Below are 14528 nucleotides of genomic sequence, written 5' to 3'. Positions count from 1 at the left end.
CCCGGTGCTATCGCGAACTCAGCCTTTTTGGAGCCCGGGAGGTCGGGTCACGGGGTGGGTGGTCGACAGGCCGCCATCGACCGGGATCGACTGGCCGTGAAGGTAGCTTGCCGCATCCGAAGCGAGGAAGAGGGCGACCCTGGCGATCTCCTCCGGCTCCCCGCCGCGGCCGAGCGGGTTCAATAGACCGATCTGGTCTTCGACGCCCTTGGCACGGGCATTTTCGTAGAGCGGCGCGGTCATGCCGGTTTCGATCAGGCCGGGGCAGATGCCGTTGATGCGCACGCCTGTCCCTGCAAGCTGCTGCGCGGCTGTCTGCACCAGATTGATCACCCCTGCCTTGCTGGCCGAATACGGCGCTGGACCTGCGCCCGAACGCAATCCGGCGACTGAAGCGGTGCAGACGATCGCGCCGCCGCCCGAAGCTTCGATAGCCGGCGCAGCGTGCTTCACCGCGCAGAACGGGCCGACGAGATTGACGCGCAGGACTTCCATCCAGTTCGCCGCATTGCTGTCGAAATACCCTCCGCGCGCGGTTCCGGTGATCCCGGCGTTGGCGAAGAAGATATGCAGCCCGCCAAACGCCTCCCGCGCCTGCGCCACCAGCGCCGCGATGTCATCCTCGCTCGCTGCATCGCCGCTCATGCCGAGCGCCTGCCCGCCTGCATCCTTGATCGCTTCCACCGTGCTCGAGACATCGGAGGAGCGATCGAAAGCGACCACTTTCGCTCCTTCGGATGCGAACAGCAGAGCACTCGCCCGGCCGATCCCGGAAGCAGCACCGGTGATGCAGGCAATCTTGCCCGATAGCTGGCCCATCAGATCCCCGCGCCGATGGTTACGCCGCCATCGATCACCATCATCTGCCCCGTCATCCACGCGCCTGCATCGCTGGCGAGATAGACTGCCGCCCCGGCGATATCGCGTGGTTCACCCAGCCGCTTCATCGGCGTGGCGCGGGCGGTGGCATCGTGCATCTTCTGGTCTTCCCACAAGGCGCGAGCGAAGTCGGTTTTCACCACGCCGGGGGCGATGGCGTTGATGCGGATATTGTCCTTGCCGACTTCCACTGCATAGTTGCGCACCAGCTGGAAATCCGCCGCTTTCGAAATGTTATAGGCCCCGATCATCGCGGAGCCGCGAAGCCCGCCGATGGAGGAGACGACGATGATCGCGCCGCCCCCGCTCGCCCGCATGTCGGGCAGGGCAAGCTGCACCAGCCAGTGGTTGGAGAGCACATTGTTGTCGAGGATCTTGCGGAACTGTTCATCGGTGATGCCGTCCATCGATCCGTAATAGGGATTGCTCGCCGCATTGCAGACGAGGATGTCGATCGGGCCGAGCTGTTCATGCGTTTGCGCCACGAGATTCTCGAGCGCTTCCTTCTCCGAAATGCTGGCCGCGATGGCGACCGCCGTGCCCTCGCCGTGCTTGGCGTTGATCGCGCTCGCCACCTCTTCGCAGGCATCCTGCTTGCGGCTGGAGATGACGACTTTCGCGCCATGCTCAGCCAGCTCCTCGGCAATGGCGCGGCCGATCCCGCGCGAGGATCCGGTGATGACGGCGACCTTGCCGGTGCAATCGAATAGGGACATGTATAACTCCTTGGGAATTAGCGAAAATCAGGCACCCGCCTTGCGGGCAAAATTCAGCGCAGCATCGGCCAATGGTTCGACCATGGCGGCTTTCTTCTGGGCATCCTTGCTCGAGGCATTGCCGTCGATGATGCGCTTCTTGATGCCCTGCAGAATGCCGACGAGGCGGAAGAGGTTGTAGGCGAAATACCAGTTCATATCGGGCACCGACGTGCGCCCCGTGGCCTCGCAATATTGCTGGGTCACTTCTTCCAGTGAGGGTATGCCGAGATCGTCCAGGTCGAGCCCGCCAAGCTGCGCGTTGCGCCCCGTGCGCGGCAGTGCCCAGTTCATCGCGAGATAGGTGAAATCCGCCAGCGGATCGCCGAGCGTCGACAGCTCCCAATCGAGAATGGCGCGAACCTGCGGCCCATCGGGCGCATAGATCATATTGTCGATGCGGTAATCGCCGTGGATGATGCTGGTCCGCTCCTGCTCAGGCACGGTGCCGGGCAGAAACTCGATCAAGCGCTCAACGGCGGGCAATTCGTCGGTCTGCGCGGCGCGATATTGCTTGGTCCAGCGGCCGACCTGCCGCTCGAAATAATTGCCCGGCGCGCCGTAATCGCCGAGCCCCGCCTCCTGCGGATCGACCGAATGCAGCTGCGCCAGCGCATCCACCATCGAGCGGTATATCGGCGCGCGCTCTTCCTTCGAAACCTCGGGCAAAGCGCCGTCCCAGAACACCCGGCCCTCCACCATATCCATGATGTAGAATGGCGCGCCGATGACATACTCATCTTCGCACAGCGCATAGGGTTTCGCGACCGGCATGCCGAGCGGATGCAGGGCATGGATCAGCCGATACTCGCGCTCCACCGCATGGGCGGAGGGGAGGATTTTTCCGAAGGGCTTTCGCCGCAGGACGTAGGATTTGTCGCCCAGCTCCACCCGATAAGTCGGATTGGATTGCCCGCCAGCAAATTTCGTGACGGACCGCAAAGGGACAGCAGCGTCCACATTTGCCCCCAGCCACGTCCCGAGTCGCTCCCCATCAAGGTCGGCAAAGCGATCGCTGTCGCCGTCATTCATTATCCATGCTCCCAGGCTGGTTTTGGATACCATACGTTCGAATCTTGTCGCGGTTCAACCAGAAATCCGGCTAACTGACACTTGGCGAGCGCGCATCTTTGCGGCATGGAAGCGGAATGAACGATCAGGCGATGCCTTCCAGCGATGATGTGACCACCCCCGGTCGCCGCGCCCGCTACGAGCGGAAACGGGATGCGCTGCTCGATGCGGCAACGGCGCTGATTAACGAACATGGCGCCAAGGCGACGACGCTGCAGGCGGTGTCCAAAGCGGTGGAGCTCAGCACCACTAGCGTTACCTATTACTTCCCCCGCAAGGACGTGCTGGCAGCGGCGGTTTTCGAGCGCGCGATGGAGCGGCTTCACGATATCGTCGAGCAGGCCAGCAGCGAACCCACGCCGCAGGCCCGCGTCCGCAAGGTGCTGGAGCTGCACTTTGCCCTGCGCGCCGATGTCGTGCGCGGCACAGGCGTGCCGATCGCCACATTGTCGGAAGTGCGCACGCTGGACGATGCGATCCGCGATCCATTGCTGCAACGCTATGTCGAGCTGTTCCGCGCCACCCGCGCGCTATGGGGCGATTTCCCTGAGAGCGCCAAGCCATTGATGTCGGCGCGCGCGCACCTGTTGCTGGAGACGATCTTCTGGCTGCCGGTCTGGCTGAGCCGCTATCCGATCGACGAGTTCGAGCGAGTGCATCGGCAGCTCTGCGATCTTTTCGAACGCGGTCTCGCGCCGGAGGGCACAGGATGGTCTCCCATAGAATTGCCCGCCGATGCCGATGGCGAACCGATCGACGATGAAGCGCGCGGCGCGCCCAATTTCCTCGGCGTGGCCACACGGCTGATCAATGAAAGCGGTTATCGCGGGGCCTCCGTCCTGCGCATCGTCGATGAGCTGGAAGTCACCAAGGGCAGTTTCTATCATCACCTTGAAGGCAAGGATGATTTGATACTGGAGTGTTTCCGTCGGTCCTTCCGCCGGATTTCCAGCGTGCAGCGCGCTGCGGCGGAGGCAGGCAACAATCAGTGGGAGCATCTCGAAGCGACGATGGCCTATCTGATGGATTTGCAGTTCACCGGCGAATTCCCGCTTACCCGCACATCCGCGCTTCAGGCCCTGCCTTTCGACGTGCGGGAGGAAGTGCTGGACCGGTCCGATCGCACAGCTTTGCGATATGGCAACACGCTGATCGAAGGCGCGCAGGAAGGCTCCATCCGCCTTGTCGATCCCAATATTGCCAGCCAGACCATCGCGGCCATGCTCAATTCCGCCTATGATTTGCGCAAATGGGCAAGCGACATGGATCGCGCGACGGCGATCCGCCTTTATGCATCCTGCCTGACGCGCGGCATGTTCGCCGATCCCGCCGCAATCCTGCAAGACGCATGAGTTTAAGCGACGCCGACCGTGCGCGTATCCTTCCCTTGGAAGGAGCAGGCAATTTCCGCGATTTCGGCGGCTATCACACGCATGATGGCGGGCGGATAAAAACCGGCGTGCTGTTCCGGTCCAATCGCCTCTCCATGCTCAGCGCAGACGATATCCGGGCGCTTGAGGAAACCCGCATTCGCGCCATCTTCGACCTGCGCGCGCCGCGTGAACGCGAAGCCGATCCCACCGCCTGGAACGCGGAGCATCTTGCTTTCCACACGTGGCCTCCCGGCCATAAGCGGCGACTGGTCGATATGGCCCTGGAATACCCGCAAAACGCCGATGGCGCGCGCCAGTTGATGCTCGATTTTTACGCCGAACTGCCGCGCACGCTCGGCCACGCATTCGGAGGCATCCTGTCCGAAATCGCCAAGGGCGCAGTGCCCTGCGTCATGCATTGTTCGGCGGGCAAGGATCGCACCGGCATGGCTGCTGCGCTGGTCCTTTCATCGGTCGGAGTGCCGCGCGAAACGGTGCTTGACGATTACGCGCTGACGGACCGGATTGCCGCCAGCGAAGATGACATGGCGCGCTCGCTATTCATCGGGCGCGATGGCGGAGCGAAGGCGCAATCCGCCATGCGCAAGGCTTTCCCGGCGGAAGCGATTGCAGTGATGCGCTCAGCCAATCCCGAATTTCTTGAAAGCGCCTTTGCGGGCATCGCCAGCGAATACGGCTCGCTTGACCAATATTACGATTCCATCGGTGTCGATCGGGAGATGCGTGAGCGCCTTGCGCAACTGCTTGTCGAACCAGCCTGAATTTAGCGGAGACCGAAAGCATGAAAGCCCTCTATTCCAACGCGCCCGGCGGCCCCGAAACGCTCGAGCTGACCGAAGTCGACGCGCCTTCCCCCGGCAAGGGTCAGCTGGGCGTGCGCGTGCTGGCGTGCTCGATCAATTATCCGGACGTCCTGATTATCGAGGACAAATACCAGATGCGCCCGCCCCGCCCCTTTGCGCCTGGCGCGGAGATCGCCGGCGAAGTGACCGCAGTGGGTGAAGGCGTGGAAGGCTGGTCGGTCGGCGACCGGCTGATCGCGGTGACGGGTTTTGGCGGCCTTGTCGAACACATTGCGGTTGATGCGATGCGCGCTTTTCGCCTGCCGGACGGGGCGGACCCGGTCGAAGGATCGGCGCTGCTGATGACCTATGCGACCACCTTGCATGCGCTGAAAGATCGCGGCGAACTGGCTGAGGGACAGACGCTGCTGGTGCTCGGCGCGGCGGGCGGCGTGGGGCTGGCCGCTGTCGAAATCGGCAAGGCGATGGGCGCACGCGTGGTCGCCGCCGTTTCGAGCCAGGAGAAGGCTGAAGCAGCCAGGAAAGCGGGCGCCGATGCGACGATGATCTATGGCCGCGCGCCCTTCGAAAAGGATGAGAGCAAGGCGCTGTCCGCCGCTTTCAAGGAAGCGGTCGGGCCCAATGGTGCGGATGTGATCTACGATCCGGTTGGCGGTGATTATTGCGAGCCGGCATTGCGCAGTATCGCGTGGGAGGGCCGCTATCTTGTTGTGGGCTTCCCGGCGGGCATTCCCAAGTTGCCGCTCAACCTGACACTTCTGAAAAGCTGCGATGTGCGCGGCGTGTTCTGGGGCGGTTTCGTGATGCGGGACCCGAAGCGCAATGCCGAGCATGTCGATCAGCTGATCAGCTGGTGGCAGGATGGCACAATCACCCCGCGCATCGACTGCACCTATCCGCTGAATGAAGGCGGTGACGCGATCCAGCGCCTGGCAGACCGCAAGGCGGTGGGCAAAGTGGTCGTCACCATGGAATAAGCATACTTTGCATTCGGCTCTCCGCCGTAAACATGCGAATAATACCATTCCCGGTTTTCAGAAAACGCATTTCACCGTTGCCACACGGCGCGGTCTGGGGAATGATGCAACCATTGATTCGCGTGAGGGAGAGAGCATGCGCAACCGGTTTACCGAGATGTTCGGGGTCGAATATCCGATCATGATGGGCGGCATGCAGTGGGTCGGCCGCGCCCCGCTCGTTGCTGCTGTGGCGGAAGCGGGCGGATTGGCCGTGCTGACTGCCCTCACCCAACCTACGCCCGAGGACCTGACCAAGGAAATCGCCGCCACGCGGGAGCGGACCGACAAGCCCTTCGGCGTCAACCTCACCATCCTGCCGACGATGAAGCCGCCGCCCTATGCCGAATACCGGCAGGCGATCATCGAGGCGGGCATTACCATCGTCGAGACCGCAGGCCACAAGCCGCAGGAGCATGTCGACGACTTCAAGGCCAATGGCGTGAAGGTCATCCACAAATGCACCGCTGTGCGCCACGCGCTGTCAGCCCAACGCATGGGTGTGGATGTCATCTCGATCGACGGTTTCGAATGCGCCGGACATCCGGGAGAAGACGATATTGGCGGGCTGATCCTCATTCCCGCGGCTGCCGATGCGCTCGATATCCCGATCATCGCCAGTGGCGGCATTGCCGATGGGCGCGGGCTTGTCGCGGCTCTCGCGCTGGGTGCGGAGGGGGTCAATATGGGCACTCGCTTCCTCGCCACGCAGGAATGCCAGATCCATCACAATGTGAAGGACAAGATCGTCGCCAGCAGCGAGCGGGACACTAATCTGATCTTCCGCAATCTCCACAACACCGCCCGCGTCGGCAAGAACAGCGTTTCGGACGAGGTGGTCGATATCCTTTCCAAGCCCGAGGCAGCATTCCAGGATGTCGCGCATCTTGTCGCCGGGGCGCGCGGCAAGAACGTGATGGAGGAAGGCGATCTCGACAATGGCCTTTACTGGGCCGGCATGGCGCAAGGCCTGATCCACGATGTGCCGACCTGCGCCGAGCTGATTTCGCGCATCATGAAAGAGGCGCACGAAATATCCGACAAACGATTGCCCGCATTGCTCGCATGACAGGGTTTGCCACCGAGATTGCCCGCGAAGGTGACAAGCTGACAGGGCCATGGCGCCGCCCGCGCCAGATGCTCGCCAAGCAGGCGGTATCGGGCAGTACCTCGATCCATGATGACAGCACCGCGCAGGAGCTCGGCTTTTCCGGCGGCACTATCGAAGGGCCGACGCACTTCTCCCAGTTCGAGCCGCTGGCCGAAGCTTTCTGGGGAAACGAATGGCGGCGGGCCGGATGCATTTCCGCCCATTACCGTGCGCCGGTATTCGAAGGCGAAGCGGTGCGCGCCATCGCAACGCTCGATGCAGGGCAACCGGATTACGCCGCGATCCGTATGGAAAAAGAAGACGGCACCGAAGTGCTGACAGGCTCCATGTCGGTAGGTGAAGACGCGCCGCAAAGCGCACTGCGCGCAAGGCTCGAAACACTCGATCGGCTCACGCAGCCGGTGCTCGTGGCCGACGTGCCCGTGGGCGCGACAACCTCGCGCACGCCCGTCACCATGGATTTGGGCACCCACATGGGCGCACTTTACCCCTTCACGCTGGCGGACAAGCTGGCCGTCATCACCGAACCCAACACCCGCTTCAATGTCGAATTGCCGTTCGAAATGATTTCCGTACTCGGCAATTCCAAAGCCGATGTCGAAGCTTTCCCGGTACGCCGCCCCAGCGTGGGCCTGTTCGCCGATCAGGAAATTCGCCTGCACGATGGCCCGCTGCTGGTGGGCGAAACTTACGAAGTCGAACGCGAAGTCATCGCCCGCACCGGCAGCCGCAAGACCGAAAGCCTGTGGGTCGAATACCGTATCTTTCGCGGCGAGGACGCGGCGCCCGCCGCCACAATGCTACTCAACCTGGCATCGCTAAAAGCGAGCTATGCCGATTACGAGGCAGATGCCCGCGCACTTTATGGAGACCACTTCAATGGCTGATTTCCAGACACTGGATCTCGCAATCGACAACGGGCTGGCCGTCGCGACTTTCAACCGGCCGGACCAGATGAACACGTTCAATCCGGCGATGATCCGCGACTTGCTGGCGCTGTTCGACCTGACCGATGCGGATGACGGCGTGCGCGCTGTGATCCTCACCGGATCGGGCCGCGCCTTCTGCGCCGGGGCAGACCTTGGCAGCGGCGGCGACACGTTCGATTACGACAAGCGAGAGGGGCGCGAGGACATCGGCGGGCCGGACCGGGATGGCGGCGGCATCGTTACCCTGCGCATTTTCCGCAGCCTCAAGCCCGTGCTCGCCGCCTCCAATGGCGCAGCAGTCGGCATCGGCGCGACGATGCAACTGCCGATGGATTGGCGCATGGCGGCAGAGGATTCGCGCTATGGCTTCGTATTCTCCCGCCGCGGGGTCACGCCGGAAGCGTGTTCGGGCTGGTTCCTGCCGCGTATCGTGGGCATGGCGAAAGCGCTCGACTGGACATTCTCGGGCCGCGTGTTCGATGCGCAGGAAGCGCTCGCCGCGGGCCTCGTCCAATCGGTCCACGCACCCGATGCGCTGCTGGATGCAGCCAAGGAAAAGGCGCTGGAGATGACCGCATCGTCCGCGCCCGTCTCGGTCGCCCTCGCTCGGCGGATGCTGTGGCAGGGGCAGACCCTCGCGCATCCGATGGACATGCACCGTATCGACAGCGCCGTCTTTGCATCGCGCGGGCGAGCCGAGGATGTGCGCGAGGGCATCGCCGCCTTCAAGGAACGGCGCGATGCCGATTTCCCCAACACCGTACCCGGCGACCTGCCGGATATGGATTGGGCAAAAGAGCCGCCCTTCGCATGAACCACATTCAGCCACCAACCGCTCGCCTCACTCCATCTCTCGAGATGAGCGAACATGGCTGGACAGGGGCCGGGTCAGCCGATCCGGCCCCTACACTTTACCGTAACGAGGAATTGCCCGCATGACCGAGGCGACCACACCCACCACCGAAGCACCGAAGAAGGTTTTGCCGGCCAAGGCTAATTTCGTGCTGGCCATGCTGCTGCTGGTCTACATCTTCAATTTCCTCGACCGGATGATGCTGTCCATTCTGGCGGCCCCGATCCAGGCCGATCTGGGATTGTCCGATACGCAGATGGGCCTGCTCGGCGGGCTTGCCTTTGCAGTGCTGTATTCGACGCTTGCGGTGCCGCTATCCTCCGTCGCGGATCGCACCAGTCGCAGCTGGGTCATCACTATTGCGCTGGTGTTCTGGAGCGCTTTTACCGCCCTGTGCGGCATGGCGCAGAATTTCTGGCAGATCTTCCTCGCCCGCGTGGGCGTGGGTGTGGGCGAAGCCGGCGGTGTTGCGCCGAGCTATGCGATCATCGGCGATTACTTTCCCCCGCGCCGCCGGGCTACCGCGCTGGCGGTCTATTCGCTCGGCATTCCCATCGGCAGCGCCATCGGCGTGCTGGGCGGCGGCTGGATCGCCTCAACGGTGGACTGGCGTGTGGCTTTCTTCGTGATGGGCGGCCTCGGCATTTTGATCGCCCCGCTCTTCAAATGGGTGGTGAAAGACGTTCCACGCGAAGATGAGGCCGACACCGCTGCGAAGGGGGGCCGGTCTGTCCTCTCCGTCTTCAAGATCCTCGCGCGCAAGCCATCCTTCTGGTTCATGGCCTTTGGCGCGGCTTTCAGCTCGATGCTCGGCTATGGCATCGGCTTCTGGAAACCGAGCTACATCCTGCGCACGTTCGAAATCAGCCTGTGGGACACCTCGCTCTTTATCGGCGGCGTGCTGCTGATTGGCGGCGTTTCGGGAATGCTGGCAGGCGGTGCGCTGGCAGACCGGCTTGGCGGCAACAAGGCGTGGTATCCACGCCTGCCGGCCATCGCCTTCTTCGTCGGCTGCCCGATCTATATCGCCGGCGTGCTGACAGACAATCTGGTGTTGGCCTTCCTGCTGTTCCTCATCCCGCAAGGCCTCGCCTATGTCTGGCTGGGCCCGGTGCTCACCGCCATCCAGCATCTTGTCGAACCCAAGGCGCGCGCCACCGCATCGGCGCTGTTCCTGCTGATTAACAATCTGATCGGCCTTGGCGGCGGCATCTATGCGCTGGGCGCAATTTCCGATGCCTATGCCCCGATCTATGGCGATGGCTCGCTGCGCGCATCGATCCTCACCGTGCTGCCGCTATACCTTCTAGCAGGCCTGCTGATGCTGCTGGCAACGCGCACGATCAAAAACGACTGGGTGGAAGAGAAATAGGAGCTGTCAGCATTACGCGGGTTGCACACCAACACTCGCCAGAATCAATCGGGCCTCCATCTGGGGCAAACGCCGGATGGAGGCCCGCAATCTTTTCAATGATCGAGATCAGGGCAATGCGACCCCTGCCCTGACCGATTGCCAACCGCTGGTGCGCAGACGCTCAAGATGGGCGAGGTCATTGGCATAGGCGCTCTCGCCAGCCACATTCGTGCTTTCATCCGGATCACTGTCCAGATCGTACAGCTCCTGCGCCACAAGCTCGCCGCTGTCATCCATGACCCATGCGGTGTAGCGATAGCGCTGCGTACGCACAGTGTAGCCAGTGCCGCGGCCATTGCCGCTACGCGAATCCCGGATGTAGCGACCGTATTGCGCAAAAGCCGCCTCTTTCCAGTCCAGCGCCGGATCGGCGAGGAGCGGAACGAAGGAAAGACCCTCCAGATTGTTCGGCGTCGAAAGGCCCGCAAGCTCGGCCAGCGTTGGGTAGAGATCGACCGACTCCACCAGCGCATCGCTGCGCTCACCAGCTGTTGCCATGCCGGGCACCCGGATCAGAAGCGGAATGCGGATATCGATATCGGCGGTGGAATGCTTCGCGTAATTCGCATGATCGCCGATCTTGAAGCCATGATCGCTCCAGATCACGACGATCGTATCGTCAGCGCGGCCGCTTGCTTCCAGTTCCGCCAGCAGTTCACCGACAAGCCGGTCTGCATAGCTGACCGAGGCAAGATAGGCGCGGCGCAGCTCGTCGCGCTGGGCATCGGGCATGGGCAGGCCTTCAGGCGTGTCATCGTAATTCCAGATTTCATAGGAAACGAGCGCCCAAGGCGGTGCGCCTGCCTGGCCATCCGGATTGATCGGCGCGGGCACATTGGCGCCTTCCAGCGCTTCCCATTCTTCGTCGGTTGAATTGAAAGGCAAGTGCGGGTGGTGGATGCCAACCATCATGAAGAAAGGATCGTCCGTGCCGCCTAGGCGCTGCAAGCGCTCCTGCGCGTCGCGAACATTCATCGTGTCCGGCATCTCCTCGATATCGGAGAAACGTTCATTGGACAGATTGGGAATACCAGCCCGGCGGCGCGACTGCCGCCATTCATAGATCGCGTCATCAGGGCGATCGGTCCACCCTTCCATGTCATCATCCCTGTGATGATAAATCTTGCCGATCCCAATGCTTTCATAGCCTGCATTGAGGAAGGTCTGAGACATCGTAACCGCATCAGGGACGGTTTCTGACACCGGCTGCTGGAGCGTCGTAATACCTGTCGTATCGGGGCGAAGGCCTGTCATCAGCGCGGCGCGCGACGGGCCGCATACAGCCTGCGATACAAAGGCGTTCTCGAACAGAAGCGCGCTTTCGGCAAAGGCATCGATATTGGGCGTATTGACCACCGGATTGCCATAAACGCCGATGTCCGGGCGAAGATCATCGATCGCGATGAACAGCACGTTGGGCATTTCGCCCAGCGCCTGTTGCGGATAATGCGGGTTCGCCGACCGCGCGGTCTCGGCGGGGCCTGTGGCAGTGCAGGCAGCAAGCGCTAGCGCGCCCGCCACACCAGCAACGACACGTGCTAGCTGCGTTCTCATTACTCTTGTCCTATCCCATATGTTTTAACTTGACGGACCCCTTGTCCACCCAATAGACAACATTGTCAACTGACCAATAATTGTATCAGCGGGGCTCAGCCGAAGTACCCGCGAGGGAGAATGTGGATGCTTCGCTTGGACAAATTTTCGACTGTCGCGCTTGGTGCGCTGACGATTGCGCTGGCCGGATGCGCGGGTCAGCCGGGAGTTGAGGCAGGCGTCCAGCAGGCCGGATCATATCAGTCTGCGATACAGGGTGACCTCCTCCCGGCAACCGAAGTCGAGCTGGGCCTGAGCGACTGGCCCGTGGTCGGATCGGCTGTGCCTGCCGATATGAACGAAGCGACCGAAGCGCGCATCGATGCGATCCTCGCGCGCATGACGGTGGAGGAGAAGGTCGGCCAGATCCTCCAGCCCGAAATCACCAACATCACGCCTGAAGAAGTGCGCGAATACAATATCGGATCGGTGCTCAATGGCGGTAACGGGCGGCCCAACCGCGATCCCTATGCGCCAGCATCGGCCTGGCTCGATCTTGCTGACGCATATTGGGAAGCCTCAACCGACACATCCGACGGCGGCGTAGGCGTTCCGATCATTTGGGGCATCGATTCGGTGCACGGCAACAACTCCTTCTTCGGCGGCACGATCTTTCCGCACAATATCGGCCTAGGCGCTGCCAACGACCCCGATTTGATGGTTGAGATTGGACGGGTGACCGCTGTCGAAACCGCAGCCATCGGCACCGACTGGACCTTTGCCCCCGCGCTTTCCATCCCGCGCGATGATCGCTGGGGCCGTTCCTATGAAGGCTATTCCGAAGAGCCGGTTATCGCCGGCGAACTTGGCGCGTCCTACACGCTAGGCCTGCAAGGCGATCCGCAAGGCGATTTCTTCCCGGCAGGCTCGATCATCGCCACGGCCAAGCACATGGTTGCAGATGGCGGCACGGAAAACGGCCGCGATCAGGGCGATGCCGTGGTGAGCGAAGATGAGCTGCGCGAGATCCACTGGGAGCCCTATGTCCCCACGCTGGAAGCTGGCGCGCAGACGATCATGGCATCCTATTCCAAATGGAACGGTGTGCGCATGCACGGCCACGGCCCGCTGCTGACCGAAATGCTGAAAGAGCACGCCGGTTTCGACGGGTTTGTGGTGGGCGATTTCAACGGCCACGCGCTCATCCCCGGATGCACCAATGGCGATTGCCCGGAGGCGCTGCTCGCGGGTGTCGACATGTACATGATCCCCGCCGATTGGCGCGAGCTCTACGACAGCCTGGTCGCGCAGGTTCACGATGGCACCATCCCGATGGCACGCCTCGATGATGCAGTGCGCCGTATCCTGCGCGTTAAGGAACGCGCCGGATTGTTCGACGCGCCGCGCCCGTCGGAGCGCCCCTTCGCTGGTGCGGAGAATATCGGTACGCCAGAACATCTCGAAGTCGCTCGCCGCGCGGCGCGCCAATCCATGGTGCTGCTGAAAGATGACGAGGAGATCCTGCCCTTCTCCGCCAGCTCCAACGTGCTCGTGACCGGGGCTGGAGCGGACAGCGTGCCCATGCTCGTTGGCGGATGGTCCATGAACTGGCAGGGCACCGGCCTGACGAATGACGATTTTCCCGGCTCTGCCAGCGTGTTTGACGGCCTGTCCGCAGCCCTGGCGCCGCATGGCGGCGAAGCCACACTGAGCGCAGACGGCAGCTACACGGAGCGTCCCGATTACGCAGTCGTTGTCTTCGGCGAGACACCTTACGCCGAATACCAGGGCGACCGCGAAAGCGTGCTCTATCAGACCGAAGAGGGCGATGCCGATCTTGCCCTGCTGCGCAGCCTGCAGGCACAGGGCATCCCCACGCTTGCGGTATTCATCAGTGGTCGCCCGCTTTGGGTGAACCAGCACCTCAATGCGTCCGACGCCTTCATCGCCGCCTGGCTTCCCGGTACGCAAGGTGGCCACGGCGTAGCAGACGTCGTGGTTGGAGATGCCGATGGCGCTGCTCGCTACGACTTCACCGGTCGTCTGTCCTTCTCCTGGCCGCAGCTTGCCAGCCAGACGGCGCTAAACGTCGGTGATGCGGACTACGATCCGTTGTTCGCCCATGGCTACGGGCTCTCGATCGGCGCGCGCGCAGATGTCGGCACGCTGGCCGAGGACCCGGGCCTCAGCGAGATGCAGCTCGCCGCTGCCGCCAACTCGTCCTTCTTCCTCGATGGCCGTGCAGTTGCACCATGGCGCATTTATCTCGGCGATGCCGCCAATTCGCGTCTCAAGACAGAAGGCGATCGCTTCGTCACCAGTGACGGCGGAGCAGTGTCGTTTAACAGCGCCGATCGCAATCGTCAGGAAGACACCAAGATCGCTCGATGGACCGGCGATGGCACCGGCCGCGTCTTCGTGCTGGGTTACGATACGGTCGATTTCTCCCGCAATCTTGAACGCGATGAGGCCATCGTGATCTCACTCGCGATGCTCGAAGCTCCCCAATCCACGGTTTCTGCGTCCCTTGGCCGTGCAAATAACTCTGCCAGCGTGGACTTGACTGAAGTTCTGGGGCAACTCTCCATCGGACAATGGGAAGAAGTAAGCATACCTCTGCGCTGCTTTGCCGGTGGCTCGGCCGATTTCGCATCGGTGGACATGCCGCTTGCCTTGGAGACTTCTGGAGCCTTTGCCATTCAGCTCGCCAGCATGCGGATCGCCCCTTCGCGCGGTCGCACGGTAAGCTGTCCACAATAGGGGATGGACT

At 62.3% G+C, this 14528-nt stretch carries 12 protein-coding genes; 8 read left to right on the top strand and 4 right to left on the bottom strand.

Features of this window, described 5'->3' with window-relative positions:
* Positions 1-18 precede the first annotated feature (18 nt).
* From O2N64_RS07045 to O2N64_RS07035, 3 genes are read right to left on the bottom strand one after another with little or no spacing between them, the layout of a single operon-like run.
* On the bottom strand, positions 19-819 hold the full coding sequence (locus tag O2N64_RS07045; protein ID WP_271079568.1) for an SDR family NAD(P)-dependent oxidoreductase: 801 nt from the start codon (positions 817-819) through the stop codon (positions 19-21).
* The gene (locus O2N64_RS07040) at positions 819-1595 is read right to left on the bottom strand and encodes an SDR family NAD(P)-dependent oxidoreductase (RefSeq protein ID WP_271079567.1); all 777 of its coding nucleotides are present in this window, start codon (positions 1593-1595) and stop codon (positions 819-821) included. Before O2N64_RS07040 ends, O2N64_RS07045 begins: the two co-directional genes overlap by 1 nt.
* Before the next feature lie 27 nt (positions 1596-1622).
* Positions 1623-2666, bottom strand: coding sequence for a phosphotransferase family protein (locus O2N64_RS07035; protein ID WP_271079566.1), 1044 nt, complete (start codon positions 2664-2666; stop codon positions 1623-1625).
* A 116-nt stretch (positions 2667-2782) separates the two neighbouring features.
* On the opposite strand from O2N64_RS07035, the gene O2N64_RS07030 reads away from it, so the two are divergent.
* The 7 genes from O2N64_RS07030 to O2N64_RS07000 all read left to right on the top strand — a co-directional run bounded on the left by O2N64_RS07030 (position 2783) and on the right by O2N64_RS07000 (position 10183).
* Positions 2783-4057 carry a TetR/AcrR family transcriptional regulator gene (locus O2N64_RS07030; RefSeq protein WP_271079565.1) on the top strand — a complete coding sequence of 425 codons (1275 nt, stop codon included), beginning with the start codon at positions 2783-2785 and terminating at the stop codon, positions 4055-4057.
* Entirely contained in the window at positions 4054-4860 is an 807-nt protein-coding gene (locus tag O2N64_RS07025) for a tyrosine-protein phosphatase (RefSeq protein ID WP_271079564.1), read from the top strand. The genes O2N64_RS07030 and O2N64_RS07025 overlap by 4 nt, the downstream gene beginning before the upstream one ends.
* A gap of 20 nt (positions 4861-4880) precedes the next feature.
* Complete coding sequence (locus O2N64_RS07020) at positions 4881-5879, top strand: NADPH:quinone oxidoreductase family protein (protein ID WP_271079563.1); 999 nt, start codon at positions 4881-4883, stop codon at positions 5877-5879.
* Positions 5880-6015: 136 nt separating this feature from the next.
* The gene (locus tag O2N64_RS07015) at positions 6016-6987 is read left to right on the top strand and encodes an NAD(P)H-dependent flavin oxidoreductase (protein ID WP_271079562.1); all 972 of its coding nucleotides are present in this window, start codon (positions 6016-6018) and stop codon (positions 6985-6987) included.
* Positions 6984-7916 (top strand): hypothetical protein, encoded by a 933-nt coding sequence (locus O2N64_RS07010; RefSeq protein WP_271079561.1) that lies wholly within the window; start codon positions 6984-6986, stop codon positions 7914-7916. Before O2N64_RS07015 ends, O2N64_RS07010 begins: the two co-directional genes overlap by 4 nt.
* A complete protein-coding gene (locus O2N64_RS07005; protein ID WP_271079560.1) occupies positions 7909-8772 on the top strand; it encodes a crotonase/enoyl-CoA hydratase family protein in 864 nt (287 codons plus the stop codon). Before O2N64_RS07010 ends, O2N64_RS07005 begins: the two co-directional genes overlap by 8 nt.
* A gap of 121 nt (positions 8773-8893) precedes the next feature.
* Entirely contained in the window at positions 8894-10183 is a 1290-nt protein-coding gene (locus tag O2N64_RS07000) for a spinster family MFS transporter (RefSeq protein ID WP_442866746.1), read from the top strand.
* 108 nt (positions 10184-10291) lie between these two features.
* On the opposite strand, the gene O2N64_RS06995 is transcribed toward O2N64_RS07000, so the two are convergent.
* Positions 10292-11779 carry a sulfatase gene (locus O2N64_RS06995; protein ID WP_271079559.1) on the bottom strand — a complete coding sequence of 496 codons (1488 nt, stop codon included), beginning with the start codon at positions 11777-11779 and terminating at the stop codon, positions 10292-10294.
* A gap of 135 nt (positions 11780-11914) precedes the next feature.
* Between O2N64_RS06995 and O2N64_RS06990 the strand changes: the two genes are divergently transcribed.
* Entirely contained in the window at positions 11915-14518 is a 2604-nt protein-coding gene (locus O2N64_RS06990) for a glycoside hydrolase family 3 protein (protein ID WP_271079558.1), read from the top strand.
* Positions 14519-14528: the final 10 nt, after the last annotated feature.

This window comes from Aurantiacibacter sp. MUD61, from assembly GCF_027912455.1.
GTDB lineage: Bacteria > Pseudomonadota > Alphaproteobacteria > Sphingomonadales > Sphingomonadaceae > Alteraurantiacibacter.
This window is presented reverse-complemented; position numbering and strand designations above follow the sequence as displayed.